The 24,707-nt window shown below is 70.6% G+C and carries 27 protein-coding genes; 10 read left to right on the top strand and 17 right to left on the bottom strand.

Annotated elements, in window-relative coordinates:
* Genes AC2IPW_RS02720 through ssd form a run of 7 tightly spaced genes read right to left on the bottom strand, consistent with a single transcriptional unit; the run spans position 1 to position 4,558 of the window.
* On the bottom strand, positions 1–345 hold the full coding sequence (locus AC2IPW_RS02720) for an Rv3654c family TadE-like protein (RefSeq protein ID WP_289377542.1): 345 nt from the start codon (positions 343–345) through the stop codon (positions 1–3).
* Positions 342–656, bottom strand: a complete 315-nt coding sequence (locus AC2IPW_RS02715; protein ID WP_003935255.1) for a TadE family type IV pilus minor pilin — start codon at positions 654–656, stop codon at positions 342–344. Before AC2IPW_RS02715 ends, AC2IPW_RS02720 begins: the two co-directional genes overlap by 4 nt.
* A 17-nt stretch (positions 657–673) precedes the next feature.
* Entirely contained in the window at positions 674–877 is a 204-nt protein-coding gene (locus tag AC2IPW_RS02710) for a DUF4244 domain-containing protein (protein WP_289377543.1), read from the bottom strand.
* Positions 878–919: 42 nt separating this feature from the next.
* Positions 920–1,552, bottom strand: a complete 633-nt coding sequence (locus tag AC2IPW_RS02705) for a type II secretion system F family protein (protein WP_416063605.1) — start codon at positions 1,550–1,552, stop codon at positions 920–922.
* Positions 1,516–2,316 (bottom strand): secretion protein F, encoded by an 801-nt coding sequence (locus AC2IPW_RS02700; RefSeq protein ID WP_416062575.1) that lies wholly within the window; start codon positions 2,314–2,316, stop codon positions 1,516–1,518. The genes AC2IPW_RS02705 and AC2IPW_RS02700 overlap by 37 nt, the downstream gene beginning before the upstream one ends.
* Positions 2,313–3,485: a TadA family conjugal transfer-associated ATPase gene (locus AC2IPW_RS02695; protein WP_416062574.1), complete on the bottom strand. Its 1,173-nt coding sequence runs from the start codon at positions 3,483–3,485 to the stop codon at positions 2,313–2,315. The genes AC2IPW_RS02700 and AC2IPW_RS02695 overlap by 4 nt, the downstream gene beginning before the upstream one ends.
* A complete protein-coding gene (gene ssd, locus AC2IPW_RS02690; protein ID WP_289377546.1) occupies positions 3,482–4,558 on the bottom strand; it encodes a septum site-determining protein Ssd in 1,077 nt (358 codons plus the stop codon). Before ssd ends, AC2IPW_RS02695 begins: the two co-directional genes overlap by 4 nt.
* 343 nt (positions 4,559–4,901) lie before the next feature.
* On the opposite strand from ssd, the gene AC2IPW_RS02685 reads away from it, so the two are divergent.
* On the top strand, positions 4,902–5,744 hold the full coding sequence (locus AC2IPW_RS02685) for an HAD-IB family hydrolase (RefSeq protein ID WP_486376225.1): 843 nt from the start codon (positions 4,902–4,904) through the stop codon (positions 5,742–5,744).
* Positions 5,745–6,155: 411 nt separating this feature from the next.
* On the opposite strand, the gene AC2IPW_RS02680 is transcribed toward AC2IPW_RS02685, so the two are convergent.
* Positions 6,156–6,905: a Fic family protein gene (locus AC2IPW_RS02680; RefSeq protein WP_450119476.1), complete on the bottom strand. Its 750-nt coding sequence runs from the start codon at positions 6,903–6,905 to the stop codon at positions 6,156–6,158.
* A 203-nt stretch (positions 6,906–7,108) separates the two neighbouring features.
* Between AC2IPW_RS02680 and acs the strand changes: the two genes are divergently transcribed.
* Positions 7,109–9,046 (top strand): acetate--CoA ligase, encoded by a 1,938-nt coding sequence (acs, locus tag AC2IPW_RS02675; protein WP_486376224.1) that lies wholly within the window; start codon positions 7,109–7,111, stop codon positions 9,044–9,046.
* Between the two features lie 70 nt (positions 9,047–9,116).
* On the opposite strand, the gene AC2IPW_RS02670 is transcribed toward acs, so the two are convergent.
* Positions 9,117–10,490, bottom strand: coding sequence for an MFS transporter (locus AC2IPW_RS02670; protein ID WP_003935265.1), 1,374 nt, complete (start codon positions 10,488–10,490; stop codon positions 9,117–9,119).
* A 195-nt stretch (positions 10,491–10,685) separates the two neighbouring features.
* On the opposite strand from AC2IPW_RS02670, the gene nhaA reads away from it, so the two are divergent.
* Genes nhaA through AC2IPW_RS02655 form a run of 3 tightly spaced genes read left to right on the top strand, consistent with a single transcriptional unit; the run spans position 10,686 to position 13,353 of the window.
* The gene (gene nhaA, locus AC2IPW_RS02665; protein ID WP_486376223.1) at positions 10,686–11,903 is read left to right on the top strand and encodes a Na+/H+ antiporter NhaA; all 1,218 of its coding nucleotides are present in this window, start codon (positions 10,686–10,688) and stop codon (positions 11,901–11,903) included.
* Positions 11,900–12,400, top strand: a complete 501-nt coding sequence (locus AC2IPW_RS02660) for a phage holin family protein (protein WP_003935267.1) — start codon at positions 11,900–11,902, stop codon at positions 12,398–12,400. The genes nhaA and AC2IPW_RS02660 overlap by 4 nt, the downstream gene beginning before the upstream one ends.
* Before the next feature lie 8 nt (positions 12,401–12,408).
* Entirely contained in the window at positions 12,409–13,353 is a 945-nt protein-coding gene (locus AC2IPW_RS02655; RefSeq protein ID WP_486376222.1) for an alpha/beta fold hydrolase, read from the top strand.
* 12 nt (positions 13,354–13,365) lie between these two features.
* On the opposite strand, the gene AC2IPW_RS02650 is transcribed toward AC2IPW_RS02655, so the two are convergent.
* Genes AC2IPW_RS02650 through nth form a run of 4 tightly spaced genes read right to left on the bottom strand, consistent with a single transcriptional unit; the run spans position 13,366 to position 16,703 of the window.
* The gene (locus AC2IPW_RS02650) at positions 13,366–14,556 is read right to left on the bottom strand and encodes a MarP family serine protease (protein WP_486376221.1); all 1,191 of its coding nucleotides are present in this window, start codon (positions 14,554–14,556) and stop codon (positions 13,366–13,368) included.
* A complete protein-coding gene (locus AC2IPW_RS02645; protein WP_054373128.1) occupies positions 14,553–15,251 on the bottom strand; it encodes an NUDIX hydrolase in 699 nt (232 codons plus the stop codon). The genes AC2IPW_RS02650 and AC2IPW_RS02645 overlap by 4 nt, the downstream gene beginning before the upstream one ends.
* Positions 15,248–15,871 carry a TlpA family protein disulfide reductase gene (locus AC2IPW_RS02640; RefSeq protein WP_416063604.1) on the bottom strand — a complete coding sequence of 208 codons (624 nt, stop codon included), beginning with the start codon at positions 15,869–15,871 and terminating at the stop codon, positions 15,248–15,250. The genes AC2IPW_RS02645 and AC2IPW_RS02640 overlap by 4 nt, the downstream gene beginning before the upstream one ends.
* A gap of 37 nt (positions 15,872–15,908) precedes the next feature.
* Entirely contained in the window at positions 15,909–16,703 is a 795-nt protein-coding gene (gene nth, locus AC2IPW_RS02635) for an endonuclease III (RefSeq protein WP_486376220.1), read from the bottom strand.
* Positions 16,704–16,775: 72 nt separating this feature from the next.
* Between nth and AC2IPW_RS02630 the strand changes: the two genes are divergently transcribed.
* Both AC2IPW_RS02630 and AC2IPW_RS02625 read left to right on the top strand, forming a co-directional pair.
* Positions 16,776–17,045: a hypothetical protein gene (locus tag AC2IPW_RS02630; protein WP_026137871.1), complete on the top strand. Its 270-nt coding sequence runs from the start codon at positions 16,776–16,778 to the stop codon at positions 17,043–17,045.
* Between the two features lie 198 nt (positions 17,046–17,243).
* The gene (locus AC2IPW_RS02625) at positions 17,244–17,918 is read left to right on the top strand and encodes a Crp/Fnr family transcriptional regulator (RefSeq protein ID WP_003935274.1); all 675 of its coding nucleotides are present in this window, start codon (positions 17,244–17,246) and stop codon (positions 17,916–17,918) included.
* A gap of 66 nt (positions 17,919–17,984) precedes the next feature.
* Here the strand turns inward: AC2IPW_RS02625 and AC2IPW_RS02620 are convergent, their stop codons facing one another.
* Genes AC2IPW_RS02620 through sp36 form a run of 3 tightly spaced genes read right to left on the bottom strand, consistent with a single transcriptional unit; the run spans position 17,985 to position 19,482 of the window.
* A complete protein-coding gene (locus AC2IPW_RS02620) occupies positions 17,985–18,773 on the bottom strand; it encodes an MBL fold metallo-hydrolase (protein ID WP_486376219.1) in 789 nt (262 codons plus the stop codon).
* A gap of 59 nt (positions 18,774–18,832) precedes the next feature.
* Complete coding sequence (locus AC2IPW_RS02615) at positions 18,833–19,312, bottom strand: RidA family protein (RefSeq protein WP_003935276.1); 480 nt, start codon at positions 19,310–19,312, stop codon at positions 18,833–18,835.
* Between the two features lie 5 nt (positions 19,313–19,317).
* Positions 19,318–19,482, bottom strand: a complete 165-nt coding sequence (sp36, locus tag AC2IPW_RS02610) for a Sp36 family protein (protein WP_006945567.1) — start codon at positions 19,480–19,482, stop codon at positions 19,318–19,320.
* Between the two features lie 42 nt (positions 19,483–19,524).
* On the opposite strand from sp36, the gene bagA reads away from it, so the two are divergent.
* On the top strand, positions 19,525–20,538 hold the full coding sequence (gene bagA, locus AC2IPW_RS02605; RefSeq protein ID WP_486376218.1) for an ATPase BagA: 1,014 nt from the start codon (positions 19,525–19,527) through the stop codon (positions 20,536–20,538).
* On the top strand, positions 20,535–21,674 hold the full coding sequence (gene bagB / locus AC2IPW_RS02600; RefSeq protein ID WP_486376217.1) for an ATPase BagB: 1,140 nt from the start codon (positions 20,535–20,537) through the stop codon (positions 21,672–21,674). The genes bagA and bagB overlap by 4 nt, the downstream gene beginning before the upstream one ends.
* Positions 21,675–21,695: 21 nt before the next feature.
* Here the strand turns inward: bagB and AC2IPW_RS02595 are convergent, their stop codons facing one another.
* A complete protein-coding gene (locus AC2IPW_RS02595) occupies positions 21,696–22,019 on the bottom strand; it encodes a WhiB family transcriptional regulator (RefSeq protein ID WP_040781514.1) in 324 nt (107 codons plus the stop codon).
* A gap of 301 nt (positions 22,020–22,320) precedes the next feature.
* On the opposite strand from AC2IPW_RS02595, the gene AC2IPW_RS02590 reads away from it, so the two are divergent.
* Positions 22,321–24,672 carry a penicillin-binding protein gene (locus AC2IPW_RS02590; protein ID WP_450119578.1) on the top strand — a complete coding sequence of 784 codons (2,352 nt, stop codon included), beginning with the start codon at positions 22,321–22,323 and terminating at the stop codon, positions 24,670–24,672.
* Positions 24,673–24,707 lie beyond the last annotated feature (35 nt).

Here is a 24,707-nt window from a genome sequence, read left to right as displayed (position 1 = left end):
TCACTCGACCGGCCCCGCCCGCGCGATCGCCCGGGCCTGCCGCCCGCCCGGCAGCGACACCGCGGCCTCGACCTCGACGACGGCGTCCCAGCCGTCGACGGTGCACGAACGCACCTGCACCCGCATCCGCGCCGCGATCCGGTTCGCCTCCGAGCAGGCGGTACCCGCCCCGCGGTCGAGTGCGCCGGCCACCGCGAGGGCCGCCAGGTCGGCCGCTCCCTGCGCCCGATGCCGCGTCGCGACCCCCGCACCGATCTGTACGAGCAGCCCGGTGACCGCGATCAGCGCGACCGCAACGAAACACCCCACCACACTCGCACTCCCCCGATCGTCCCGGAATGTCACTGCGCCACTTCCGGTTCGAACGCCGCCACGGCCTCCGCGGTGAGCGTCACCGCCGGCAGCAGCGGACCGTCCGCTGTCACCGTCGCCACGACGAGGTCCCCGTCGGGGCGCACGGAGATCCGTGCGCCCTCCGGCGCGATCCGCGCCGCGACCTCCACCGCCCGCGCCCCGTCGCCGCGGGCCGCGAGCCGGGCGGCCTCCCGTGCCGCGTCCTGACACCGGAGCTGACTCGAAACACACAGCACCGCACCGAGACACAGCACGAGAACGCTCACCAGTGCGGTGAGGGCGATCGCCGCCTCGACGGTCACCCCACCGTCGTCCCCGCTCACACCGCCGTGTTCAGTGCGCGCTCGACGATGCCGGTGAGCGCAGTGACGATGTTGTCGCCGGTGACGACCGTGTAGAGCACGGCCCCGAACGCCGCCGCGGCGATCGTGCCGATCGCGTACTCCGCGGTGGACATCCCGTCCTCCGCAGCGACAGCACCGCTCAGCCGTTGCACGATCGAACGAATCCCGTTGCCTACCATGGTTCCTCCCCTTCTCCGGCGCGGACCGTCCGCACCGACGTCTCACAACAGCCCCTCACCGAGCACGCGGCCCGCGAGCCCGATCACGACGGGCACGATGCCCAGGCACACGAACGCCGGCAGGAAGCACAGGCCCAGGGGGCCGCTGACCAGAACCCCGGCGCGCTCGACGGCTGCAGCCGCCCGGTCCTCCGCTCGTTCGCGCTGCCGTTCCGCCACCTCGGCGACGATGCCCGACAGCGGCGCGCCGGATCGTGCCGATCGCCGCGCGGCGCGAGCGAAGGCCTCCAGCGCCTCCGTCTCGTCGTCGGATCCGTCGGCCGTCGCCTCACCGAGACCGCTCCACGCGTCCGACGGCGCCGCCCCGAGCTCGAGCCGGTCGGCGCCCCGTCGCAGGGCCAGTGCCAGCGCCGGGGGCGCCGAATCGGCCACCGCCCGGGCCGCCGTCGCCGTCGGAAGGCCGGCACGCAGGCAGGCGGCCATCAGGTCGAATGCGGCCGGCACGGCATGCGGGTCGTCCGGGGCGCCGCCGGATCCGGTGGCTCCCCCGGGGGTCGCGGCCCCGGCAGTCCGGCACCGTCGCGTCCGCAGGTCCGGCAGGATCACGAGTGCCGCGGCCAGGCACACCAGCGCTACCGTCACGATGCCGCCCGCGTCGCAATCCGATCGGTCCACAGCAGTCCGGCGCACGCCAGCACGGTGCCCACCACCAGCAGCACCCCGCCGACACCGTCGCCGAGCAGCACCGACACCGGCGCCGCCCCCATCATCTGCCCGAGCGCCACCCCGAGCGCCGGCAGAGCCGCGAGCACCGCCGCCGTCGCGCGGGCCCCCGCCAGGCCCGCCTCGGTGCGTGAGCGCAGACGCATACGACCGGACAGATCTGCTCGTGCGGCCGCGAGGAGTTGCGCCAGCGCCAGCCCGTACCGGTCGGACACCTCCCAGGCCCCGGCGACCCTATCGAGCGACGCGGCGATTCCGGACGGCTCCGTCGCGCGGGCTACCGCACGCAGGCCGTCGGCCGCGCTTCCGCCGAGCCGTGCCCGCGCCGCCGCGACGCGGAAGGCGTCGGCAGTGGGCCCGGTCGTCTCCCGTGCCGCCGTCGCACACGCGTCAGCCGGATGGGTGCCCACCTCCAACTCGGCGACGACGGTTTCGAGACCGGCGAGGAGGGCGCGCTGTTCGGCGTCACGGGCTCGGTCGCGGCGGCGTCGCCGTACCCGGCGCACGGTGGTGCCCGCGACGATCGCCGCCGCGACGGCCGGCGCGACGCCGACCGACAACACCGGGAGGACGCACAGCACTGCCGTCACCTCCTGCGGCGGTCGCCACGGCCGTCCGGCGACGACTGTCGTGCGCAACGACCGCAGGCGCGGCGCGGCGACCGTCGCCGGTGCGACCAGCAGGGCCGCGGCCAGGCACAAGGTAGTCGCGGTCACGGCACCTCCCGTCGCCGGAAGAGCTGTTCGAGCCGGTCCATGCCGGCCTGCGTGCCGCGCCCGTGGGTCCACGCGGGTGCGACGACGACCCCCGAGACCTCGTCCCGCTGCACGACACCGATCTCCGTCAGCCGACGGGTGCCGTCGGGGGTGCGGTGCACGTGCAGGACCACCTGCACCGCTGCGACGAGCTGACTGTGCAGGGCGGCGCGGTCCAGACCGCCGAGCGCGGCGAGGGCTTCGAGCCGCGCCGGCACCTCGTCCGGAGAATTGGCGTGCACGGTGCCCGCGCCCCCGTCGTGACCGGTGTTCAGCGCTGTCAGCAGATCCACGACCTCGGCGCCGCGCACCTCACCGACGACGATGCGGTCGGGTCGCATTCGCAGCGCCTGCCGGACGAGATCGCGCACCGCGACCTCCCCGACCCCCTCGACGTTCGCGGCCCGCGCGACGAGCCGCACGACGTGGGGATGAGCGGGCGCCAGTTCCGCCGCGTCCTCGACGCACACGATCCGCTCGCCCGGATCCACGGTGCCGAGCAGCGCCGCGAGCAGGGTGGTCTTGCCCGCCCCCGTACCCCCGACGACGAGGAAGGCGAGCCGGGCGGCGACGATCCGGCGCAGCAACCCGTACGCGTGCGGGTCGACGGCGCCGCGGTCGCGCAGCGCGTCGAGTCCCTGGGTGGCGGGCCGCAGCACCCGTAGCGACAGGCACGTGCCGCCCTGCGCGACGGGCGCGAGGACGGCATGCAGGCGGACCCCGAATTCGCCGTGCCCGGGCAGCCGGCCGTCGACCCACGGTTGGGCGTCGTCGAGCCGCCGCCCCGCGAACAGCGCGAGGCGCTGGGCCAGTCGTCGCACCGACGCCTCGTCGGGAAAGGCGACGGGAGTGAGCCGCAGCCCGCCGCCGCGGTCGACCCAGACGCGGTCGGGGGCGGTGACGAGTACGTCGGTGACGCCGGGTTCGGCGAGCAGCGCTTCGAGCGGTCCGGCGCCGGACAACTCGGTCTGCAGGTGCCGCAAGGCCGTGAGCAGATCGAAATCGCCGAGGACCCCGCCGGATTCGGCGCGCAACGCGGCGGCGACCCGGTCCGGTGTAAGCTCGCCGGCCTCCGTCGCGAGACGTTCGCGGACCCGGTCGAGCAGCTCGGCAGTGAGGACGGCGCTCATGCTGCCCACCGCGATCCCGGCTCGGGACCGGCCAGCACGTCGAGGACCGACTCGGCGGCGTGGACGAGAGGCGAGCGACGTCCGAGCCGCAGTCCACCGCGTTCGAGTGTCTCGGCAAGGCCGGGCTGCGCGCGCATCGTGGCGAGCAGCGGCAACCCCACCACCTCGGCGACGTCCCGGCCGCGCAGTCCGCCGGGGGCCGGGCCGCGCACGACGATTCCCTGGTTGGTGTTCTGGTCGGCGACCCAGCCTGCGACCCGTCCCGCGGCGAGGGCGGCACGCACACGGGCGGGGACCACCAGCACGGCCAGGTCGGCGGCCGCCACCATCGCCTCGGCGGCCGGCCCGCGGCTGCGCGGCACGTCGCACACCACCACGTCACCCGAGCGACGGACGGTGTCGAGCACCGCGGTGACGGCGGCGGGAGCCGGTTCGGACGTGGACTCGCGATCTGCGGACAGCACGCCGAGTCCCGGGAGCCATTCGGGCACCGCGTCCCGCAGGGACCGGGCGGAGAGCCGGCCACGATCGACGGCGAGGCCGGACCAGCGGACGCCCGGCCGCTCCTCGATTCCGGTGAGGACGTCCAATCCTCCACCCAGGGGATCACCGTCGACGAGGAGTGCTCCCGCACTCCGTCGGAAGGCGGCGACGGTCCATGCCAGGGCGGCCGCGAACGTGGAGGCGCCGGCCCCGCCGCAACCGCCGAGTACGGCGACGACGTGCCCACCGCCGGTGTCGGGTTCGGCGGCGGTGCCGAGCACCGTGAGCAGTTCGACTTCGTCGTCGGGCAGACCGACGACGTGTTCGGCCCCGACGGCGGTGGCCGCCTGCCAATCGGGGAGGTCGGCCCCGCCGGCGGTGACCAGGACGATTCCGCCGCGACGGGGGAGCTGCTGCGCGCAGAGCAGGGCTGCGCTCCGGTCGACCACGACGAGTCCCGCGTCGAGCCAGGTTCGGCGCGGCGGTGGCGTCGCCGCCGCCGCGCCGACGGTGCGGTCGGTGGCGGCGGCCACGCGGTGCAGACTCGCCGTCAGGGCGGGATCGTCGACGAGGGCCAGGACGTCGTTCATGGCGCTCAGCTTGCGGGCCCAGCGGGCCTGCCGGAAGCGGAGACGGAGCGAATCGGCAAATCTGTGGATGAATGCGCCGCCTGTGGATGAACACCGGGCTCCGAAAAGGTCCCCGAACAGAGGACGACCCTCGCCAGGGGGGGAGGAGGCGAGGGTCGTCATGTTCAGCCCCGGGGGGTCGGGCTGAACACCCCCTGGACAATGTCCAGGTGACGTCGATACTACGCCGGGACCTGATATTTGCAAGTTCAACCGTCGCGTGTTCCATGCAGGTGGAGGTGCCCGACGACCGGCCGCATCACGGGGCGTGCCGGGAAGGTGCAGCCGCACCTATTGTGGTGCCGTGACCGATGCGACCGTGGCCCCGACCCCGTCCGGCCGAATCGCCGCCTTCTTCGACCTCGACAAGACCGTCATCGCGAAGTCCAGCGCGCTCGCCTTCAGCAAGCCCTTCTTCGCCCAGGGGCTCCTCAACCGGCGGGCGGTGCTCAAGAGCAGCTACGCCCAGTTCCTGTTCATGCTCTCCGGCGCCGATCACGATCAGGTGGAGCGCATGCGCGCCCACATCGCGGCGATGTGTACCGGCTGGGATGTCGAGCAGATCAAGGCGATCGTCGCCGAGACACTGCACGACATCGTGGACCCGCTGGTCTTCGCCGAGGCCGCCGATCTCATCGCGGACCACCGGCTCCGCGGACACGACGTGATCATCGTGTCCGCGTCCGGAGAGGAGGTGGTCACCCCCATCGCGACGGCACTCGGGGCGACGCACAGCACCGCGAGCCGGATGCGGATCGAGGACGGCCGCTACGCCGGGGAGCTGGAGTTCTACTGCTACGGGGAGGCCAAGGCGGAGGCGATCCAGGCGCTGGCGCTGCAGTACGGCTACGACCTCGCACGTTGCTACGCGTACTCGGACTCGTCGACGGACATCCCGATGCTGCGGGCCGTAGGCCATCCGCGGGCGGTGAACCCGGATCGGGTACTGCGTCGCGGAGCCGTCGAAAACGGTTGGCCGATACTCACTTTCACCCGTCCCGTGCCGCTCCTGCACCGATTCGCCACGACGTCGCCGACCGTGGTCGCCGCGGCGGCCGCGATCACCGCGGGCGCGGCCGCCGCGGGCGCCGCGGCGTACCTGGCGTTGCGCCGGAGGCCCCGGCACGGGTTCGCGGCCCGGGGGTGACGGTCCCGAAAATGGGGCTTGCCCCCCTGTGAGACCGGGAGTAGAAAGGAGTTACGGAAGGACGGAAGGCCAAGAGCGAATCGGAAGAGAAGGTTCGATCTCCCGACCGGACTTCCCAGCACGGACACCGAGCACCCACGCGGAGCCGATGCCACTATAAGGGCAAAAGCGTTGTGGGCTTGCGAGATTCGGGTCTTCGAGGGCGAGCACCCCGCACCCGTTGCGAGGACGAACCAGCGATATCCGAACACTCGCCGAGGCCAGTGACACACAACCCATGCAGCACGCTTGGTAACTCGGCAGTCCGTGCTGGCGGGCGACGCCACCGAAGTCATTCGGCGACGTCGCCCGCTTACATGTGACCACATGATCCCCGAAAACGATGTCGGGCAGCCTGATTCACTGCTCGGACTAGCCGGCGAAGGCGTCCGCGATCGATGTCGCCTCCCGCGCGCCCGCTTCCAGCCCACCGCAGCAGAAGACGATCCAGCCACCGACGCCGACCGCGGTGCCCGACTCGAAACCCGCGAGCCCGTCGCGGTAGGCCTGGGCGCGACGCATCCAGCTCACCTCGGGTACGCCGAGATTGTGCACGTCCAGCCCACTGGCGACCGACACGAGGCGGGACGCCGCCCGGGCGATCACGCCGTCGGCCACCCCGAAGGGACGCAGCACCGCCAGCTCGCCGTGCACCACCGCGGCCAGCACCGGGGCAGGTGCGCGGGTCCCGCCGGTCACCAACTGCGCGAGGACGTCGAGCCGCTCCCCTACGCCGGGCTCCGTGCGGGGCCGGCCCAGCAGCTCCGGATCGTCGACGAGGTCGGCCGCCGCGAGCAGATGCAGACGCGCGAGGGTCTGCAAGGGCGCGCGCTGCCAGGTGGACACCATGACGGCCAGGCCGTCGCCGTCGAGCGCCTGCGCCACTCGCAGTGCGCCCGCCAGAATCGGATCACCCGCCTCCCCGGGCGTCGGCAGTTCCATGGATCCGCCGTCGAGCACGGCGGAGGCCCGGGCCGCCCGGACCGACGCCTCGGCGGCGGTGTTCGGCCAGCCGCGCCGGTTGGTCTTGTGCCGGTGCACCTCGGCGAGGGCGTCGCGCGCCCGGTCCGCGGCGTCGCGCACTCCGGGCAGGTCGAGCAGGGGCTGCAAGGGGTCGCTCACGGCATCCGACGGTACCGGCCGGCGCCGACTGCCCGTCTGCCGGTTCCGCTGACCGTGGAGGCCGACCGCCCGTCGCGTGGGACCGACCGATTGTCGAAAGTGAGCAGGTTGCAGCCGTATGCAACGGTGCGATGTCGGTCACAGGTGACTACCCTCACGGGTGCCCGAACTGTTTGGACCGACCGGAAAGAGGCCCCGCAACCATGACGAGCGCAGCGCAGGACCACGAACAGCAGGTGTACCCACCGAGCCCCGAGTTCGTCGCCACCGCCAACGCCGGTCCCGAGTTGCAGGCCGCCGCGGACGCCGACCGGCTCGGGTTCTGGGAGACGCAGGCCCGCCGGCTGGACTGGGCCACGCCGTGGACCGAGGTGCTGGACTGGTCCGAGGCGCCGGTGGCGAAGTGGTTCGTCGGTGGGCAGCTCAACGTCGCCTACAACTGCGTCGACCGGCACGTGCTCGCCGGCAACGGCGACCGCGTCGCGATCCACTTCGAAGGCGAGCCCGGCGATTCGCGCTCGCTGACCTACAACGATCTGCTCGCCGAGGTGTCCAAGGCGGCGAACACCTTCACCGATCTGGGCCTGGTCGCCGGCGACCGGGTGGCGATCTACATGCCGATGATCCCCGAGGCGATCGTGACGATGCTCGCGTGCGCCCGCCTGGGCCTGACCCACTCGGTGGTCTTCGGCGGTTTCTCCTCGCACGCGCTGCGCTCACGCATCGACGACGCGCAGGCCAAGCTGGTGGTCACCGTCGACGGACAGTGGCGCCGCGGCCAGGCCGCCCCGCTCAAGCCGGCCGCCGACGAGGCCGTCGCCGAAGCCGCGTCGGTGCAGCACGTGCTGGTGGTCAAGCGCACCGGCATCGACGTCGACTGGACCGACGGGCGCGATCTGTGGTGGCACGAGACGGTGGACAAGGCCTCCGCCGAGCACACCGCGCAGCCGTTCGACGCCGAGCACCCGCTGTTCATCCTCTACACCTCCGGCACCACCGGCAAGCCCAAGGGCATCGTCCACACCTCCGGCGGCTACCTGACCCAGACCTCGTACACCCACCACTACGTGTTCGACCACAAGCCCGGCCAGGACGTGTACTGGTGCACCGCCGACATCGGCTGGGTCACCGGGCACAGCTACATCGTGTACGGCCCGCTGTCCAACGGCGCGACCCAGGTCGTCTACGAGGGCACTCCGAACTCGCCGAACGAGCACCGGCACTTCGAGATCATCGAAAAGTACGGGGTGAGCATCTACTACACCGCCCCGACCCTGATCCGCACCTTCATGAAGTGGGGCCGGCAGATCCCCGACGCGCACGACCTGTCCTCGATCCGCCTGCTCGGGTCGGTCGGTGAGCCGATCAACCCGGAGGCCTGGCGCTGGTTCCGGGAGGTGATCGGCTCGGGCACCGCCCCCATCGTCGACACCTGGTGGCAGACCGAGACCGGCGCGATCATGATCTCCCCGCTGCCGGGCATCACCGCCACCAAGCCGGGATCGGCGATGGCGCCGCTGCCGGGTGTCTCCGCCAAGATCGTCGACGACAACGCGGCCCCGCTCGGGGCCGGCGGCAACGGCTACCTGGTGCTCGATCAGCCGTGGCCGTCGATGCTGCGCGGCATCTGGGGCGACATGGACCGGTACAAGGACACCTACTGGTCCCGGTACGCCGAGGAGGGCTGGTACTTCGCCGGCGACGGCGCCCGCTACGACGAGGACGGGGCCCTGTGGGTCCTCGGCCGCGTCGACGACGTCATGAACGTCTCCGGGCACCGCATCTCGACCTCGGAGGTCGAATCCGCGCTCGTCGGGCACCCGGCCGTCGCCGAGGCCGCCGTCGTCGGTGCCGCCGACGAGACCACCGGCCAGGGCATCGTCGCGTTCGTCATCCTGCGCGAGGGCGTGGAGAACACCGGCGACGCGCTGATCGCGGAACTGCGCAACCAGGTCTCCACCGAGATCTCCCCGATCGCCAAGCCCCGGCAGATCTCCGTCGTGCCGGAACTGCCCAAGACCCGGTCCGGCAAGATCATGCGCCGCCTGCTGCGCGACGTAGCCGAGGGCCGCGAACTCGGCGACACCTCCACCCTGGTCGACCCGAAGGTCTTCGAAGCCATCCGTTCCCAGAACAAGTAGGCAGCAGAGCTGCCGGTGTGTCCTTTGGGCGGCCCCAACAGCCCGAAGGACACACCGGCCGCGGCGCGGCCTAGACCTCGTCCAGCTGGCGATCCTTGGTCTCGTGCATCACGAGCAGCGCGACGAAGGTGAGTGCGGCCGCGGCCAGGAGGTACACCCCCACCCAGCCGACGCCGTAGGTCGTGGCGAGCCAGGTCGCGATGAACGGGGCGACGGCCGCGCCGAGGATGCTCGAGACGTTGTAGGCGATGCCCGATCCGGTGTAGCGCACGTTGGTGGGGAACAGCTCGGGCAGCACGGCGCTCATGGGACCGAAGGTGAAGCCCATCAGGATCATGCCGACGACCAGGAACAGCAGCATGCGCGGTTCGTCCATGCCCTCCGGGTCGAGGAGGATCCCGAAGGTCAGGCCGAACGCCATGATGATCCCGGTGACGACGAGCAGGGTGATGCGGCGGCCGTAACGGTCGGCGAGCCGGCCGGACACCGGAATCGCGGCCGCGAAGAACAGCACCGCGACCAGCTGCAGCACCAGGAAGTCCGAGTACTGGAACCCGGCGCCGGTACCGCCTTGCGCGGGCGTCTTCCCGGTGCCGTGGCTGAGCACCCAGGTCGTCATGATGTAGAAGAGGGTGTACGTCGCGAGCATCACGAACGTGCCGATGATCAGCTGTCGCCAGCTGGTCCGGAAGACCTCGGCCAGCGGGGTCTTGACCTTCTTGCCCTCGGCGACGGCGCGGGCGAACACCGGCGTCTCCTCCAGCTTGAGCCGCACGTAGAGGCCGATGATCACCATCACCGCGCTGAGCAGGAACGGAATCCGCCAGCCCCACGTCAGGAACGCGCTGTCCAGGTCGGGCTCGGCGTTGTTGTGGTTCAGGAACAGGGTGATGATCAGGAACAGGCCGTTGGCCAGGAAGAATCCGATCGGCGCGCCCAGCTGTGGCCACATGGCGGCCCACGCCCGCTTGCCCTTCTCGGCGGTCTCGGTGGCCAGCAACGCCGCACCGCTCCATTCGCCCCCGAGGCCGAGGCCCTGGCAGAAGCGCATGAGTGCGAGCAGCGCCGGGGCCAGCAGGCCCACCTGGTGGTACGTGGGCAGGATGCCGATCAGGAAGGTCGCGATGCCCATGGTCAGCAGCGAGCCGACGAGGGTGGCTTTGCGGCCGATGCGGTCGCCGAAGTGGCCGAACAGGATCGAGCCGACCGGGCGGGCGACGAACGCGAGACCGAACGTCGCGAGCGAGGCGAGCAGGGCGGTGGTGCCGTTGCCCTTGGGGAAGAACAGGTGCGGGAACACCGAGACCGCGGCGGTCGCGTAGATGTAGAAGTCGTAGAACTCGATCGAGGTGCCGACGGTACTCGCGACGATGATGCGGCTGCGCGGTACTCCCGCGACCAGCGATCCGTCTCGGCCGGCGGTGTTGTCGAGGGCAGTACTCACGAAACCAGCTCCAGAGATTCACATGATGGGAAACGATCCCAGCTTCTAGGAAAGTGAACACCTTCTTTCCGGAACGAATCAAATCGGACACCCGCCGACCGGCCGGACGGGGGATACGATTCGTCGCCGGGTGCGCTGGGAATCCCGGTCGGCGGCAGCACCGTCGCCCCGCGGATTCGTCGATGGAAGGCCTACGTGACTCAGCCACTGCGCTCGGAACTCACTCGGTACCTACGCACCGAGACCGTCGGTGGCGCCATCCTTCTGGTCGCCGCCGCCGTCGCCGTCCTGTGGGTCAACTCCCCACTCGGACCCGTCTACGAGAGGCTGCGCGACTTCACCGTCGGACCGGAGGCGCTGCACCTGCATCTCACCGTCGGCACCTGGGCACAGGACGGCCTGCTCGCCGTGTTCTTCTTCGTCGCCGGACTCGAACTCAAACGCGAACTCGTGATCGGTGAACTGGCGGACCGCAAGAAGGCCCTGCTGCCGGTCATCGCGGCCTGCGGCGGCGTGCTGCTGCCGGCACTCATCGCCGCCGCCGTCGGATGGGGCACCCCGGGCATGGACCGCGGCTGGGCAATTCCCGTCGCCACCGACATCGCCTTCGCCCTCGGAGTCCTCGCCCTCACCGGTTCCCGCATCCCCACCGGCGCGCGTGTCTTCCTGCTCAGCCTCGCCGTCGTCGACGATCTCATCGGCATCGCACTGATCGCCGTCCTGTTCACCACGTCCATCGCGGCGCTGTGGCTGCTCGGGACCGTCGCGTGCGCCGCCGCCTATCGGTACGCCCAGCACCGGCGGATCACGACCCCGTGGCTGTACGTCCCGCTCGCGCTGCTCACCTGGTACGGCATGCACGAGGCCGGCATCCACGCCACCATCGCGGGCGTCGTGCTGGGGCTGCTCACCCGCGTCCGCGCCGACCCCGGCGAGCGACGGGCACCGGCCGAGCGGCTCGCCCACGACATCCAGCCCTGGTCCGCCGGCCTGTGCGTGCCCCTGTTCGCGCTGTTCGCCTCCGGCGTTCCCATCAACGGCGAGGTCCTCGCCGATGTGTTCACCAGCCCGGTGGGCCTGTCCGTTCTGCTGGGCCTGCTGATCGGCAAGACGGTCGGCATCTTCGGCGCGTCCTGGCTCGCGATCCGGGTGGGCGTGGCCACCAGGCCCGCCGGGCTGGCATGGGCGGACCTGCTGGCCCTCGCCGTACTCGGCGGCATCGGGTTCACCGTGAGCCTGCTCATCGCCGACCTCTCGCTCGCCGGTATCGACGGCGGGGCGCCCGCGGAGATCGCGAAGGCGTCGGTCCTCGTCACGTCACTGATCGCCTCGCTGCTGGGATCGACGCTACTGTTACGGCGTGGGCGAGCCCACCGCAGTCATTACGAATCAACTGGAGGGGTCGACAAGTGAGCGTGACGAACGGGAACCGGAAGCAGGGTGACGGGGTACCGACGAGCATCTCGTCCATTCCGCTGACCGAGGTGCGCGCCCGCACTCCTCAGGAAGCGAGCATCGGGGACCTGGTCCGCGACGCCACAGCACAGGTCTCGACGCTGTTCCGCGCCGAGGTCGAACTCGCCAAGGCCGAGGTCACCGGCGAGGTGAAGAAGGGCCTGCAGGGCAGTCTGTTCTTCATCCTGGCCTTCGCGGTCCTGGTGTTCAGTTCGTTCTTCTTCTTCTTCTTCCTCGCCGAACTGATCGACATCTGGACGCCCCGCTGGCTGGCGTTCCTGATCGTCTTCCTCATCATGGTCGTGGTCACGGCGATCTTCGCCTTGATCGGGTACCTCCGGGTGCGCAAACTGCGCGCCCCGGAGAAGACCATCGACTCGCTCAGGCAGGCCCGTACCGTCCTGCCGCAGCAGCACGACGCGGAGCCGGCAGCGGGCCCCCGGCACGCGCGCTGACCCTCCACATGCAGGGCACCGTGTCCCTCCCCGACCCGTCCACGGTCCGGTTCCCCGGACCGTGGACGCACCGCGACATCCATGCCAACGGCATCCGCCTGCACGCCGTCGAAGCCGGGCCGTCCGGCCCCGACGCACCGCTGGCGCTGTTCCTGCACGGGTTCGCCGACCTGTGGTGGTCGTGGCGTCACCAGCTCACCGCCTTCGCGGACGCCGGCTACCGCGCCGTCGCCGTCGACCTGCGCGGCTACGGCGACTCCGACAAGCCCCCGCGCGGCTACGACGGCTGGACCCTGTCGGGCGACGTCGCAGGACTCATCCGCGCCCTGGGTTGCTCGGAAGCGACGCTGGTCGGGCACGCCGACGGCGGGCTGGTGTGCTGGGCGACGGCCGTGCTGCACCCGCGGCTCGTCCGGGCCATCGCCCTCGTGGACTCGCCGCACCCGATCTCACTGCGGGACGCGACGCTGCACGACCGTGCGCAGCGCGCGGCGCTGCTGCCCACGTTCCTCGCCTATCAGGTGCCGTGGCGGCCCGAACGCAAGCTCGTGCGCGACGACGGCTGGGAAATCGAACGATTGCTGCGGGCCCGCGCGAGCACCCGATGGCAGCAGACGGACGAATTCCGGGAGGTCGCCGAGCGGATGCGCTCGGCCATCCGGATTCCCGGCACCGCGCACTGCACGCTCGAATACCAGCGCTGGGCCTTCCGCAGCCAGTGGCGGCCGGACGGACGACGGTTCATGGCGGCGATGGACAAGACGCTGACGCTGCCGGTACTGCAACTGCACGGCGCGCTGGACCCGTACGTCGTACCGGCGACCGTGCGCCGGTGCGTGCGCCACGCTCCGGGCCGGAAACTGCGCATGATCGACGACGCCGGGCACTACGCCCATCAGGAACGTGCCGACGACGTCACCGCCGCGCTGCTCGACTTCGCCGCCGGGCTGTAGGCGCCCCGGCACTCAGGCGATGCAGGTCCCCGTCGCCACCGCCGCGAACGAATCGTCGGCCAGGTCCAACTGGCTGCCGACCTCGGCCGCGGTCAGCACGAATCCGGTATCGCTGTTGTCCACGGCCGCCCCGAACACGACGCCCAGGACCCGGCCCTGCTCGTCGACGAGCGGACCGCCGGAGTTGCCCTGGCGGATGGACCCGCGGACGGTGTACACCTCCCGTTCGACGGTGCCCGAGCGGTAGATGTCCGGTCCCTGCAGGTCGAGCGTCTCTCGGATGCGCGCGGCACTCGCCGTGTAGGGGCCCCCGCCGGGGTAGCCCAGGACGAGGGCGTCCTGTCCCGAGGCGGCCGGGTCCGGGGCGAATTCGAGAGGTGCCACGTCGAGTCCCGGCACCGAGAGGATCGCGACGTCGACCGCGGGATCGAAGAGCACGACCTCGGCGTCGAGCACCCCGCCCAGCGTCTGCACCGACACCGCCGACGTGCCGGCGACGACGTGGGCGTTGGTCATGACGCGTTCGGGTGCGACGACGAACCCGGAGCCCTCGAGCGCGCGCTGGCAGGTCGGCGCGATGCCGTTGATGCGCAGCACACTCGGATGCAGGTCGAGCGCGACAGGACTGGCGAGCACACTCGGGTCCGGCGGCTCCACCTCGGCGACCGGAGTACGCCCGAACGGACCGATGACGTCCGGCAGCCCCGAGGTGTCGAGCAGTGCCGAGAACTCCTTCGGGACACCGCGCAACCAGTCCGGGGCCAGCACGTCCACCGTGCTGAGCACCCGCGACCCGCGAACGGCCGCGGAGATCTCCGGCTGGGACGAGGCGGTGAGCGGAATGGCGAGCAGCCATGCAGCCACCAGCACCGCCACGGCCTGCAGGCCGGCCCCGACCACGCTGTCGACGCCCCGCGCAACGGGGCTGTGCATGTTGCTCCGGGCCGCTCGGCCGAGCACCATGCCCGCGACCTCGCCGATGATGACGAGGACGACGATGAGTGCGATCCCCGCGAGGATCCGCATCCGTCCCTCCTCGACGTGCACGAGCACGTGCGGGGCGATGAGGATGCCGGCAACCGCGCCGAGCACCACGCCGAGGAACGCCAGTGCGGACGCCACCGCGCCCTGCCGCAGGCCGGACGACGCGGCCACGAGCACGACCAGCAGGATGAGCAGGTCGATCCATCCGGACGGCGTCACGGTTCGACCACCCCTGTCTCGAGCTCGGCGAGCGTGACGTCGAAGTCACGGATGTCGGTGTGGTCCCACTCGATCTCCCAGCCCGACACCGCGAACAGACCCGCCAGGATCCCCGCGGTGAATCCCCACACGAGCATGTCGTCCACCAGGAACGCCGGCCCCTGATAGCCGCGCTCGTGCCGGATCTGGAAGCGGTTGTCCGGGTCGAGCAGGTCGTGCAGGGACACCCGGACCACCCGGGCAGCCTCGCGGGGGTCGACCACCCCGATAGGTGTGGGCTTCTCCCAGAAGGCCACCACCGGGGTGACGTCGAATCCGGACGGCGGGATGAAGATCTCGGGCAGCACCGTCAGCGGACGGACCCCCGCGGGGTCGAGGCCCGTCTCCTCCTGTGCTTCGCGCAGCGCCGTGGCGATCGGGCCGTCGTCCTCCGGGTCGGCGGCACCACCCGGGAACGCGACCTGCCCGCTGTGCTGACGCATCGTCGGCGCCCGCTGGGTGAGCAGGACGTCCGCGTCGGCGGGCAGTCCACCCCGGGCGAGAGGATCGGGTTCGGACGAGCCGCCGAACAGCACGAGCACGGCCGCGGGACGAACCGGAATCCCGCTCGGGGCCCGGCGGTCGAGCACCGGATTGACCCGGTGCGGATCGCTCGGCAGGACGGTGGACACGTGGCGCAGCCAGTACGGCGTCATACCTTCACTCCCAGGTGATCCTCCACGGCGGCGGCGACCTCGTCGGCGCTGCGGAACGGCTGGGGCAGCACCTTGGCGACCGAACCGTCGGGCCGCAGCAGCACCGTCACCGGCAGCACCGGGGGCGACTGCACCGCGGCCTGTGCCCGCGCGGACCCGTCCTGCACGCCCGGCAGCTGCACGGCGTACTCGGCGAGCCGGGACAGGGCGTTGGCCTCGTTGGGATCGGTGTGGACGGTGACCACCGCAACGGCGTCCCCGGCGCGCTGCGCGTACTCCTGCAGGTAGGGCAGTTCTTCCGCGCACGGCCCGCACCACCACGCCCACAGGTTCACCAGGGCGGGCCGTCCCGCGAGCGCACCCGCCAGATCGACGCTGCTGCCGTCGCCGAGACACTCGAACCGCAGCCCCGCGAGCGGTCCGGCTCCGTTTCCGGCCGGAGCCGGGCAGGCCTCGAGCGCCGCCGCGGCACGCAACGGCGCGAGGGCCTCGGGGGTGTCCTGGGCACGGCGGTCCACCGGCGCCGCGGTCGGCCGGGCACCGTCGACGGCCGATGCCGGATCGTCGGTATCGCGGGGCCAGATCGCGACGATCAGCGCCACCACGACGACGAGGGCCACCAGGCTCCAACGGCCTGCGCGGGTCAGTTGCACCGGGTCACCGTCCGGCCAGCTCGAGCAGGTGCTCGGTCTCCGGTCCCTTCACCAGCGCGGCGGCGGTCACGGGGTCGGTCGGTCCGATGCCGTAGGACGGGCAGTCCTTGGCCAGTACACAGATGCCGCAGGCGGGTTTGCGGGCGTGGCACACGCGCCGGCCGTGGAAGATCACCCGATGCGAGAGCAGGGTCCATTCCTTGCGTTCGACGAGCGCACCGACGGCGTGTTCGATCTTGACCGGGTCGGTTTCCCCGGTCCACTTCCAGCGGTGCACGAGACGCTGGAAGTGGGTGTCGACGGTGATGCCGGGGATGCCGAACGCATTCCCGAGGACGACGTTGGCGGTCTTGCGCCCGAACCCGGGAAGTGTGACGAGATCCTCGAGCCGGCGTGGTACCTCGCCGTCGAAACGCTCGAGCAGGGCCTGGCCGAGACCGATCAGGGAGTTGGCCTTGTTGCGGTAGAAGCCGGTGGACCGGATGTACTCCTCGAGCTCGGCGCGGTCGGCCTCGGCGTAGGCGCGGGCATCCGGGTAGCGAGCGAACAAAGCCGGGGTCACCTGATTGACCCGCACGTCGGTGCACTGCGCGGACAGGATGGTGGCGACCGCCAGCTCGAGTGGCGTGGTGAAGTCGAGTTCGCAGTACACGTGGGGAAACGTCTCGGCGAGCCGCCGGTTCATGCGGCGCGCCCGGCGCACCAGGGCGAGCCGACTCTCGGGTGGGCGCTCGCCTCCGGACGCGCGCCGTCGGCGCACGTCGGGACTCTCGGACGGGGTCGCATGCACCTGCTCCACTGTACGTACCCGGCCCGTCGCGGATTCGGCGCTGTGTCGCTTCTGAGACCTTTCTTGTGTTTACTTCCCGGTATGCAAGCTCTTGCTGTCGTGCTCTTCCCCGTGCTGCTCATGCTGTTCGCATTGGCGATGGAGCGGGTCGAGTCCCGGCTGAGCCGTCTGTCCGTTCGCCAGCAGGAGGTCGAGGAGTTCCTCGACAAGGCGAGCCACGACGACGTCGCCACCCTGGCCAGGGAGGGATTCCCCCATGCTCTCGCCCGGTTCCACCGCCGCCGGCGGCGGGTCCTCGTCATGGAGTTCGACGATGCGGAGTCCGACATAGGAGAGCGTCGCGCGAGCTGATTTCGGGACGCTTCGATAGAATGCGTGGGCGCTGCTGCGGGAACGGCACGACGGTTGTCGTGGTGTCAATCACTCGTGCCGAGGGCGCGCACAGTAGACTTCGATTCCGTACGCGTTGCAGGCGGCCTGTCCGGGCGCCCGTGGACGTCGTGCAGACCCGGCAGCATGACGATGAGAATTACCCCCAAAGGAGCGCACGTGGACGACGTCCTGGCCAGAGCAGGCATCTTCCAAGGAGTCGAACCCTCGGCGGTTGCGGCGCTGGTCAAAGAGCTTCAGCCGGTCGATTTCCCCCGCGGACATGTCATCTTCAACGAGGGTGAGCCGGGCGACCGCCTGTACATCATCGTCTCCGGCAAGGTGAAGCTCGGCCGCCGTTCCCCGGATGGCCGCGAGAACCTGCTGACCATCATGGGTCCGTCCGACATGTTCGGCGAGCTGTCGATCTTCGACCCGGGCCCGCGCACCTCCACCGCGACCACCGTGACCGAGGTCCGCGCTGTGAGCATGGACCGCGACGCCCTCAAGGCCTGGATCGACCAGCGTCCGGAGATCGCCGAGCAGCTGCTGCGCGTGCTCGCGCGCCGCCTGCGCCGCACCAACAACAACCTGGCCGACCTGATCTTCACCGACGTGCCCGGTCGCGTCGCGAAGGCGCTGTTGCAGCTCGCGCAGCGGTTCGGCACCCAGGAGGCGGGTGCGCTGCGTGTCACGCACGATCTGACGCAGGAGGAGATCGCACAGCTCGTCGGCGCCTCCCGCGAAACCGTGAACAAGGCGCTGGCCGACTTCGCCCACCGCGGCTGGCTGCGGCTCGAGGGCAAGAGCGTGCTCATCTCCGACTCGGAGCGCCTCGCCCGCCGCGCGCGGTAGCCACCCCTTCCGAAGAACGACCGAGGCCGGTGCATCGACGATGCACCGGCCTCGGGTCTTCCGATGTCAGGCGAAGCTGCGCAGGTACTCGAGCTGGACGTTGACCGACTTCTCCGCGACCGGCCACAGCGACGGGTCCACATCGGCGTACACGTACTCGACGACGGATCGCGGCGTGGCGTCGTCCCCGAGCACCCGCAACGCGGCCCGCACCTGATCGAGCCGTTCCTCCCGATGGGCGAGGTAGCCGCGGGCGATGGTCTCCAGGTCGGGCAGGTCCGGTCCGTGACCGGGCAGCACCGTGTAGCCGCCACCCAGGTCGATCAGCCGGCGCAGCGACCCGAGGTAGTCGCCGAGGTCGCCGTCGGAGTCGTCGAGAACGGTGGTGCCCCGGCCGAGGATGGTGTCGGCGGTGAGCACGCTGCGGTCGTCCTCGAGGACGAAGGACAGCGAGTCCGCGGTGTGACCCGGCGTCGCGAGCACCCGGATCCGCAGCCCGGCTGCCTCGATCACCTCGCCGTCGGCCAGGCCCGCTCCCCCGCCGTGCCGGTGCCGCGCGTCCACGGCCCGTACCTCGGTGCCGGTGAGTTCCGCGAACCGTCCGGCGCCGTCGGTGTGGTCGCCGTGCCGATGGCTGACCAATGTCAGCGCCACGGGAACGCGGGCGACGCGGGCGAGGTGTGCCTCGTCGAGCGGGCCCGGATCGACCACGACGCATTCGTCGCTGCCGGGAGCCCGCAGGATCCAGGTGTTGGTGCCGTCGAGTGTCATCATCGACGGGTTCTCCGCCAGCACCACCGCGGCGTTGGCGGTGACCTGACGCAGCTGTGCGTACGCGGGGTGAACCAGCGTCACGATCCGGCCTCCTCCATGTGGGGTGCGTCCCACTCTAGATCCGGTCCACCCCGCCCCAGTCAGCGCACCTCGGCGATGATCTCGACCTCGACGGGCGCGCCGAGCGGCAGCTCGGCCACGCCGACGGCGGACCGGGCGTGCACGCCTGCCTCCCCGAACACCTCGCCGAGGAGTTCGGATGCGCCGTTGATCACACCCGGCTGACCGGTGAAACCCTCCGCCGACGCGACGAAGCCCACGACCTTGACGATGCGGACGAGGTTGTCGATGCCGACGAGGTCGTCCACCGCGGCCAGCGCGTTGAGCGCGGCGATGCGCGCCGCGGCCTTCGCGTCCTCGGCCGTGACCTCGGCGCCGACCTTGCCCACCAGGCCCAGTGCGCCGTCGACGAACGGCAGCTGGCCGGAGGTGTAGACGTGGTCACCGGTGCGGACGGCGGGAACGTAGGCGGCGACGGGCGCCGCGACCGGCGGCAGGCTCAGGCCCAGCTCGGCGAGTCGTGCCGTCCAGTTCCTTCCGGCGGAATCCTCTGTTGCCACGCCGATCAGCCCTTCGGGCGCTTGAGATACGCGACGTGCTGCTCACCGGTGGGTCCCGGAAGCACCGATACGAGTTCCCAGCCGTCGGCTCCCCACGTGTCCAGGATCTGCTTCGTGGCATGGGTCAGCAGGGGCACCGTCGCGTACTCCCACGTTGTCAATTCGCTCATGTCTCGACCCTATATGCGCACGGGACTTATAGGCTCGACGTCGTGGCATCAACGACTGCTGAACACGACGTCTGGCCGGCGAAGGCCGCGCAGGCGCGGCTGCACTTCGTCTCGGGCAAGGGCGGCACCGGTAAGTCGACCGTCGCGGGGGCCCTGGCCCTTGCGCTGGCGGCCGGGGGCCGCAAGGTGCTCCTGGTGGAGGTGGAGGGACGGCAGGGCATCGCCCAGTTGTTCGACGTGCCGCCGCTGCCGCCGGCCGAGACCAAGATCGCCACGACGGACAGCGGTGGCGCGGTGTACGCCCTGGCTCTCGACATCGAGACGGCCTTCCTCGAGTACCTGGACATGTTCTACAACCTCGGGTTCGCGGGTCGGGCGATGCGCCGGATCGGTGCCATCGAATTCGCGACCACGCTGGCGCCGGGTCTTCGGGACGTGATCCTCACCGGCAAGATCAAGGAGACCGTGGTGCGCACCGACCGCACCGGTGAACCCGTGTACGACGTGGTCGTGGTGGACTCTCCGCCGACGGGACGCATCGGCAGCTTCCTCGACGTGACCAAGGCGATGGCCGACCTCGCCAAGTCGGGTCCGATCCGGTCCCAGAGCGAAGGGGTCGTGCGGCTGCTGCACTCCGACGAGACCATGGTCCACCTGGTCACGCTGCTCGAGGCGCTGCCGGTGCAGGAAACCTCCGACGCGGTAAGCGAGCTCCTCGAGGCGGACCTACGGCTGGGCACCGTGATCGTCAACCGGACCGCCCCCGACTTCCTGCCCGAGGAGATGGTGGACGAGGCTGCGGCCGGCCGGATCGACGCGGCCGCGGTACGTGAGGGCCTCGACCGGGCGGGGGTCGCGCTCGACGAAGAGGACTTCGCGGGTCTGCTGACCGAAACGATCGAGCATGCATCCACCCTGCAGGCGCAGCAGGTCAGCGCCGCCCAACTCGACGAGGTGAACGTGGCACGAATGCATCTGCCCGCGCTGGCGGACGGTGTGGATCTCGGCGGGCTGTACGAGCTCGCGGAGCAGCTCGGCGAACAGGGTGTGCGGTGACCGCGCCGCGGGCGCACCATGCGCCGCCGCTCGACGTCCGGTCCATCCTGGCCGATCCCTCGTCGCGCATCATCGTGTGCACCGGCGCGGGCGGGGTCGGGAAGACCACGACCGCTGCGGCGCTGGCGTTGCGTGCCGCAGAGCAGGGCCGCAACGTCGTGGTGCTGACGATCGATCCGGCCCGGCGGCTGGCCCAGGCACTGGGTGTGCAGGCCCTCGACAACAGTCCGCAGCTCGTGCAGCTGGGGCCGGGCGCGAAGGGCGAACTGCACGCGATGATGCTGAACATGCGCCGCACCTTCGACGACATGGTGCTCGAGCACTCGACACCGGAGAAGGCACAGCAGATCCTCGACAACCCGTTCTATCAGACCGTGGCCTCGTCGTTCTCCGGCACTCAGGAGTACATGGCGATGGAGAAGCTCGGGCAGCTCGCGGCGAGCGACACCTGGGATCTGATCGTGGTCGACACCCCGCCCTCGCGCAATGCGCTGGACTTCCTCGATGCACCGCAGCGGCTCGGCGCGTTCCTGGACGGCCGGATGATCCGCATGTTCACCGCGCCGGGGCGAGGGCTGGGACGGCTGGTGACGGGCGCCATGGGACTGGCCCTGAAAGCGGTCTCGACGATTGTCGGCAGCCAGATGCTCTCGGACGCATCGGCTTTCGTGCAGTCCCTGGACTCGATGTTCGGCGGCTTCCGGGAGCGGGCTAATCGCACCTACCAGTTGCTGCAGCAGCCGGGCACCCACTTCATGGTGGTCGCGGCGGCCGAGCCGGACGCGCTGCGGGAAGCATCGTTCTTCGTCGAGCGGCTGTCCGAGGACCGCATGCCGCTCGCGGGGCTTGTCCTCAACCGCACGCACCCGACCCTGTGCTCGCTACCGGCCGACCACGCCCTGACCGCGGTAGATCTGCTCGAGGAGCAGGGCCGCAAGGAGAACGCGCCGGCCGAGGCCGTGCTGCGGGTCCACGCGCACCGGGCGGTGACGGCGAAGCGGGAGCTGCGGCTGCTGGCCCGATTCACGAGTGCGCATCCGCGGGTGCCGGTCGTCGGTGTGCCGTCGCTGCCCTTCGAGGTCTCGGATCTCGAGGCACTGCGCGCCGTCGCCGATCAGATGACCCGCGAGGCATGACCTCGCGGGTTCGCCGATCGGTCAGACGGCGCTCTGGTGCTGACGCTGAGCCTCGAAGAAGTCGGCCCAGGAGTCGACTTCGGGATGCTGCTTGAGCAGCGCCCGGCGCTGACGTTCGGTCATCCCGCCCCAGACGCCGAATTCGACGCGGTTGTCGAGGGCGTCGGCGCCGCACTGGAGCATCACCGGACAGTGCCGGCAGATGACTGCGGCCTTGCGCTGGGCGGCGCCACGGACGAACAACTGATCGGGGTCCACTTCACGGCATCGGGCTTTCGACACCCATGCGATGCGTGCTTCTGCTTGGTCTACGTCGAGCCGGGCCATCGGGGTGGTCATGTGCATTCAGTTGCCCCTTACTCTCCGAACGCCGTGTCACGGGGTCCTGGAAGGCACGCAGTAGCGGCGGCCTAGCACGACCGTTCTGCGCCACATTCCTATTCAGGTGTTATCTGCATCACACTGAGGACTCAATCTAGGTAAAGAGTTCCCCGTGCGCAAGGTGGAGAAACACTTTTCTGGTACGCCCGTGCATCACTGCACGTCGGAGGGTTTTCGCCAGCGCAACGCGGACACGGGAACGTGTGCGGCGGGGTCCGTGCTCCGCCTCGGCACGTACTGTGTAGGCGTGTCGATCGGAAAAACGGTGGCGAAGCTCGCAGGATGCACGGCACTGGGCGGAGTCCTGCTGGCCGGTGTGATGTTCCCGGCGGCCGGAGGGTTCGGGTACGTCTCGAACCGCGCCGCGGACACGGTGGACAACAGTTCCGCCGAACTCGTCGAGGGGGTGGTGCCCGCGGTCACCACCATGACCGACGCCGCGGGCACGCCCATCGCCTGGCTCTACGACCAGCGCCGGTTCGAGGTGCCGAGCGACCAGATCTCCAACGAGATGAAACTCGCCATCGTCTCCATCGAGGACAAGCGCTTCGCCGAACACCAGGGCGTCGACTGGCAGGGCACGATCCGTGCCTTCCTCACCAACACGACCAGCGGGCAGGTCGAGCAGGGCGCGTCCACGATCGATCAGCAGTACGTGAAGAACTACCTGCTGCACGTGGTCGCCAAGACCGACGCCGAGCGCCGCGCCGCGATCGAGACGACACCCGCGCGCAAGATCCGGGAGATCCGGATGGCGCTGACGCTCGACGACGAGCTGACCAAGGACGAGATCCTCACCCGCTACCTGAACCTCGTGCCGTTCGGGAACGGATCCTTCGGTGTGCAGGACGCGGCCCAGACATACTTCGGCATCGACGCGAAGGACCTGAACGTCACCCAGTCCGCGATGCTCGCCGGCATGGTGCAGTCCAGCTCCGCGCTGAACCCGTACACCAATCCGGACGGCGTGCTGGCGCGGCGCAACGTCGTGCTCGACACGATGATCCAGAACATTCCCGAGCGCGCCGCCGAGATCCGCGCCGCGAAGGAGCAGCCGCTCGGCGTCCTGCCCGAGCCCAAGACCCTGCCGCGCGGGTGCATCGCCGCGGGCGACCGGGGGTTCTTCTGCGAGTACGCGCTGCAGTACCTGGCCGAGGCCGGGTTGTCCCGCGAGCAGATCGACAGGGGCGGGTACCTCATCCGCACCACGCTCGATCCCGAAATCCAGAACTCGGTGAAGTCGTCGCTGGACGAGTTCACGAGCCCGACCGTCGATGACGTCGCGACGGTGATGAACGTGATCCGGCCCGGGGAGGATTCGCATCGTGTCCTCGCGATGGGGTCGAGCCGCGTGTACGGCCTCGACGGCGAGGCCAACCAGACGGTGCAGCCGCAGCCGTACTCCCTGACCGGTCACGGCGCCGGCTCGGTGTTCAAGATCTTCACGGTGGCCGCGGCGATGGAGAAGGGCCTCGGCACGAGCGCCGTGCTGGACGTGCCGGCCCGCTACAACGCCCGCGGTCTCGGTGACGGCGGCGCCCCCGGGTGCCCGCCGGCAACCTACTGCGTCGAGAACGCCGCGCCGTACCCGTCGAAGCTGTCGGTCACGGACGCACTGGCGCAATCCCCCAACACCGCCTTCGTCAAGCTGATCGAGGCCACCGGTGTGGACTCCGTCGTCGACATGTCGGTGCGGCTCGGCCTGCGCTCCTACGCCCAACCCAACTCCTCCGGTTTCGGCGAGCAGAGCATGTCCGAGATGCAGAAGGCGCAGCACCTCGGTTCGTTCACCCTGGGACCCACCTGGGTCAACCCGCTGGAGCTGTCCAACGTCGCGGCGACGCTCGCCTCCCACGGCAAGTGGTGCCCGCCCACGCCGATCGACGCCGTGTTCGACCGCGAGGGCAAACCCGTACCGATCACCCAGCAGGCATGCGAGCAGGTCGTCGAACCGGGCCTGGCCGACACGCTCGCCAACGCCCTGAGCAAGGACACCTCGGGCGGCGGTACGGCATCCGGCGCGGCCGGGTCGGTGGGCTGGAACCTGCCGGTGTCGGCCAAGACGGGAACCACCGAGTCGCACATGTCCTCGGCCTTCCTCGGCTTCACCAACAATCTCGCCGGAGCCGTCTACACGTACGGCGACTCGCCTACGCCGGGGCAGATCTGTTCCGGGCCGGTGCGCCCCTGCTACGACGGCAACCTGTTCGGCGGCACCGAGCCCGCACGCACGTGGTTCGATGCGCTGCTGCCGGTCGCGAACAAGTTCGGCCCCACCGAGCTGCCACCCGTGGACCAGAAGTACGTGCGCGGCGCCGGCAACGCGCAGGTTCCCAACGTCGTGGGCCTGAACCGGCAGCAGGCCAGCCAGCGCCTGATCGACGCCGGGTTCCAGGTGACGGAGACGACCGTCAAGGCGGAAGGCCGCAGTGGCACCGTCGCCTCGGTCTCGCCGTCCGGTTCCGCCGTCCCGGGCTCGACGGTGACGATCTTCGTCAGCGACGGTTCGGTGCGCGCCGCGCCGCCGAGCCCGAGTGCGACACCGGCCCGGCCGAGCGAGAGCCGGGTGCCGGACACGACGGTTCCGGCCGCGCCGGCACCCATCCCGGGACGATGACCGCCGCCGCCCGGTCGCGCGACGACCGGGCGACG

The organism is Rhodococcus sp. NS-SX18 (assembly GCF_057367935.1).
The sequence above is the reverse complement of the archived record's forward strand: the minus strand, read 5'-3'. Positions and strand labels throughout refer to the sequence as shown.

What these genes read in the sequence shown, in the direction of transcription:
- sp36 (WP_006945567.1), bottom strand. Translation starts at nt 19,482, where the DNA reads ATGAGCGAATTGACAACGTGGGAGTACGCGACGGTGCCCCTGCTGACC.
- AC2IPW_RS02655 (WP_486376222.1), top strand. Translation starts at nt 12,409, where the DNA reads ATGCAGGGCACCGTGTCCCTCCCCGACCCGTCCACGGTCCGGTTCCCC.
- AC2IPW_RS02630 (WP_026137871.1), top strand. Translation starts at nt 16,776, where the DNA reads ATGCAAGCTCTTGCTGTCGTGCTCTTCCCCGTGCTGCTCATGCTGTTC.
- AC2IPW_RS02595 (WP_040781514.1), bottom strand. Translation starts at nt 22,019, where the DNA reads ATGCACATGACCACCCCGATGGCCCGGCTCGACGTAGACCAAGCAGAA.
- ssd (WP_289377546.1), bottom strand. Translation starts at nt 4,558, where the DNA reads ATGAACGACGTCCTGGCCCTCGTCGACGATCCCGCCCTGACGGCGAGT.
- acs (WP_486376224.1), top strand. Translation starts at nt 7,109, where the DNA reads ATGACGAGCGCAGCGCAGGACCACGAACAGCAGGTGTACCCACCGAGC.
- AC2IPW_RS02710 (WP_289377543.1), bottom strand. Translation starts at nt 877, where the DNA reads ATGGTAGGCAACGGGATTCGTTCGATCGTGCAACGGCTGAGCGGTGCT.
- AC2IPW_RS02695 (WP_416062574.1), bottom strand. Translation starts at nt 3,485, where the DNA reads ATGAGCGCCGTCCTCACTGCCGAGCTGCTCGACCGGGTCCGCGAACGT.
- AC2IPW_RS02645 (WP_054373128.1), bottom strand. Translation starts at nt 15,251, where the DNA reads ATGACGCCGTACTGGCTGCGCCACGTGTCCACCGTCCTGCCGAGCGAT.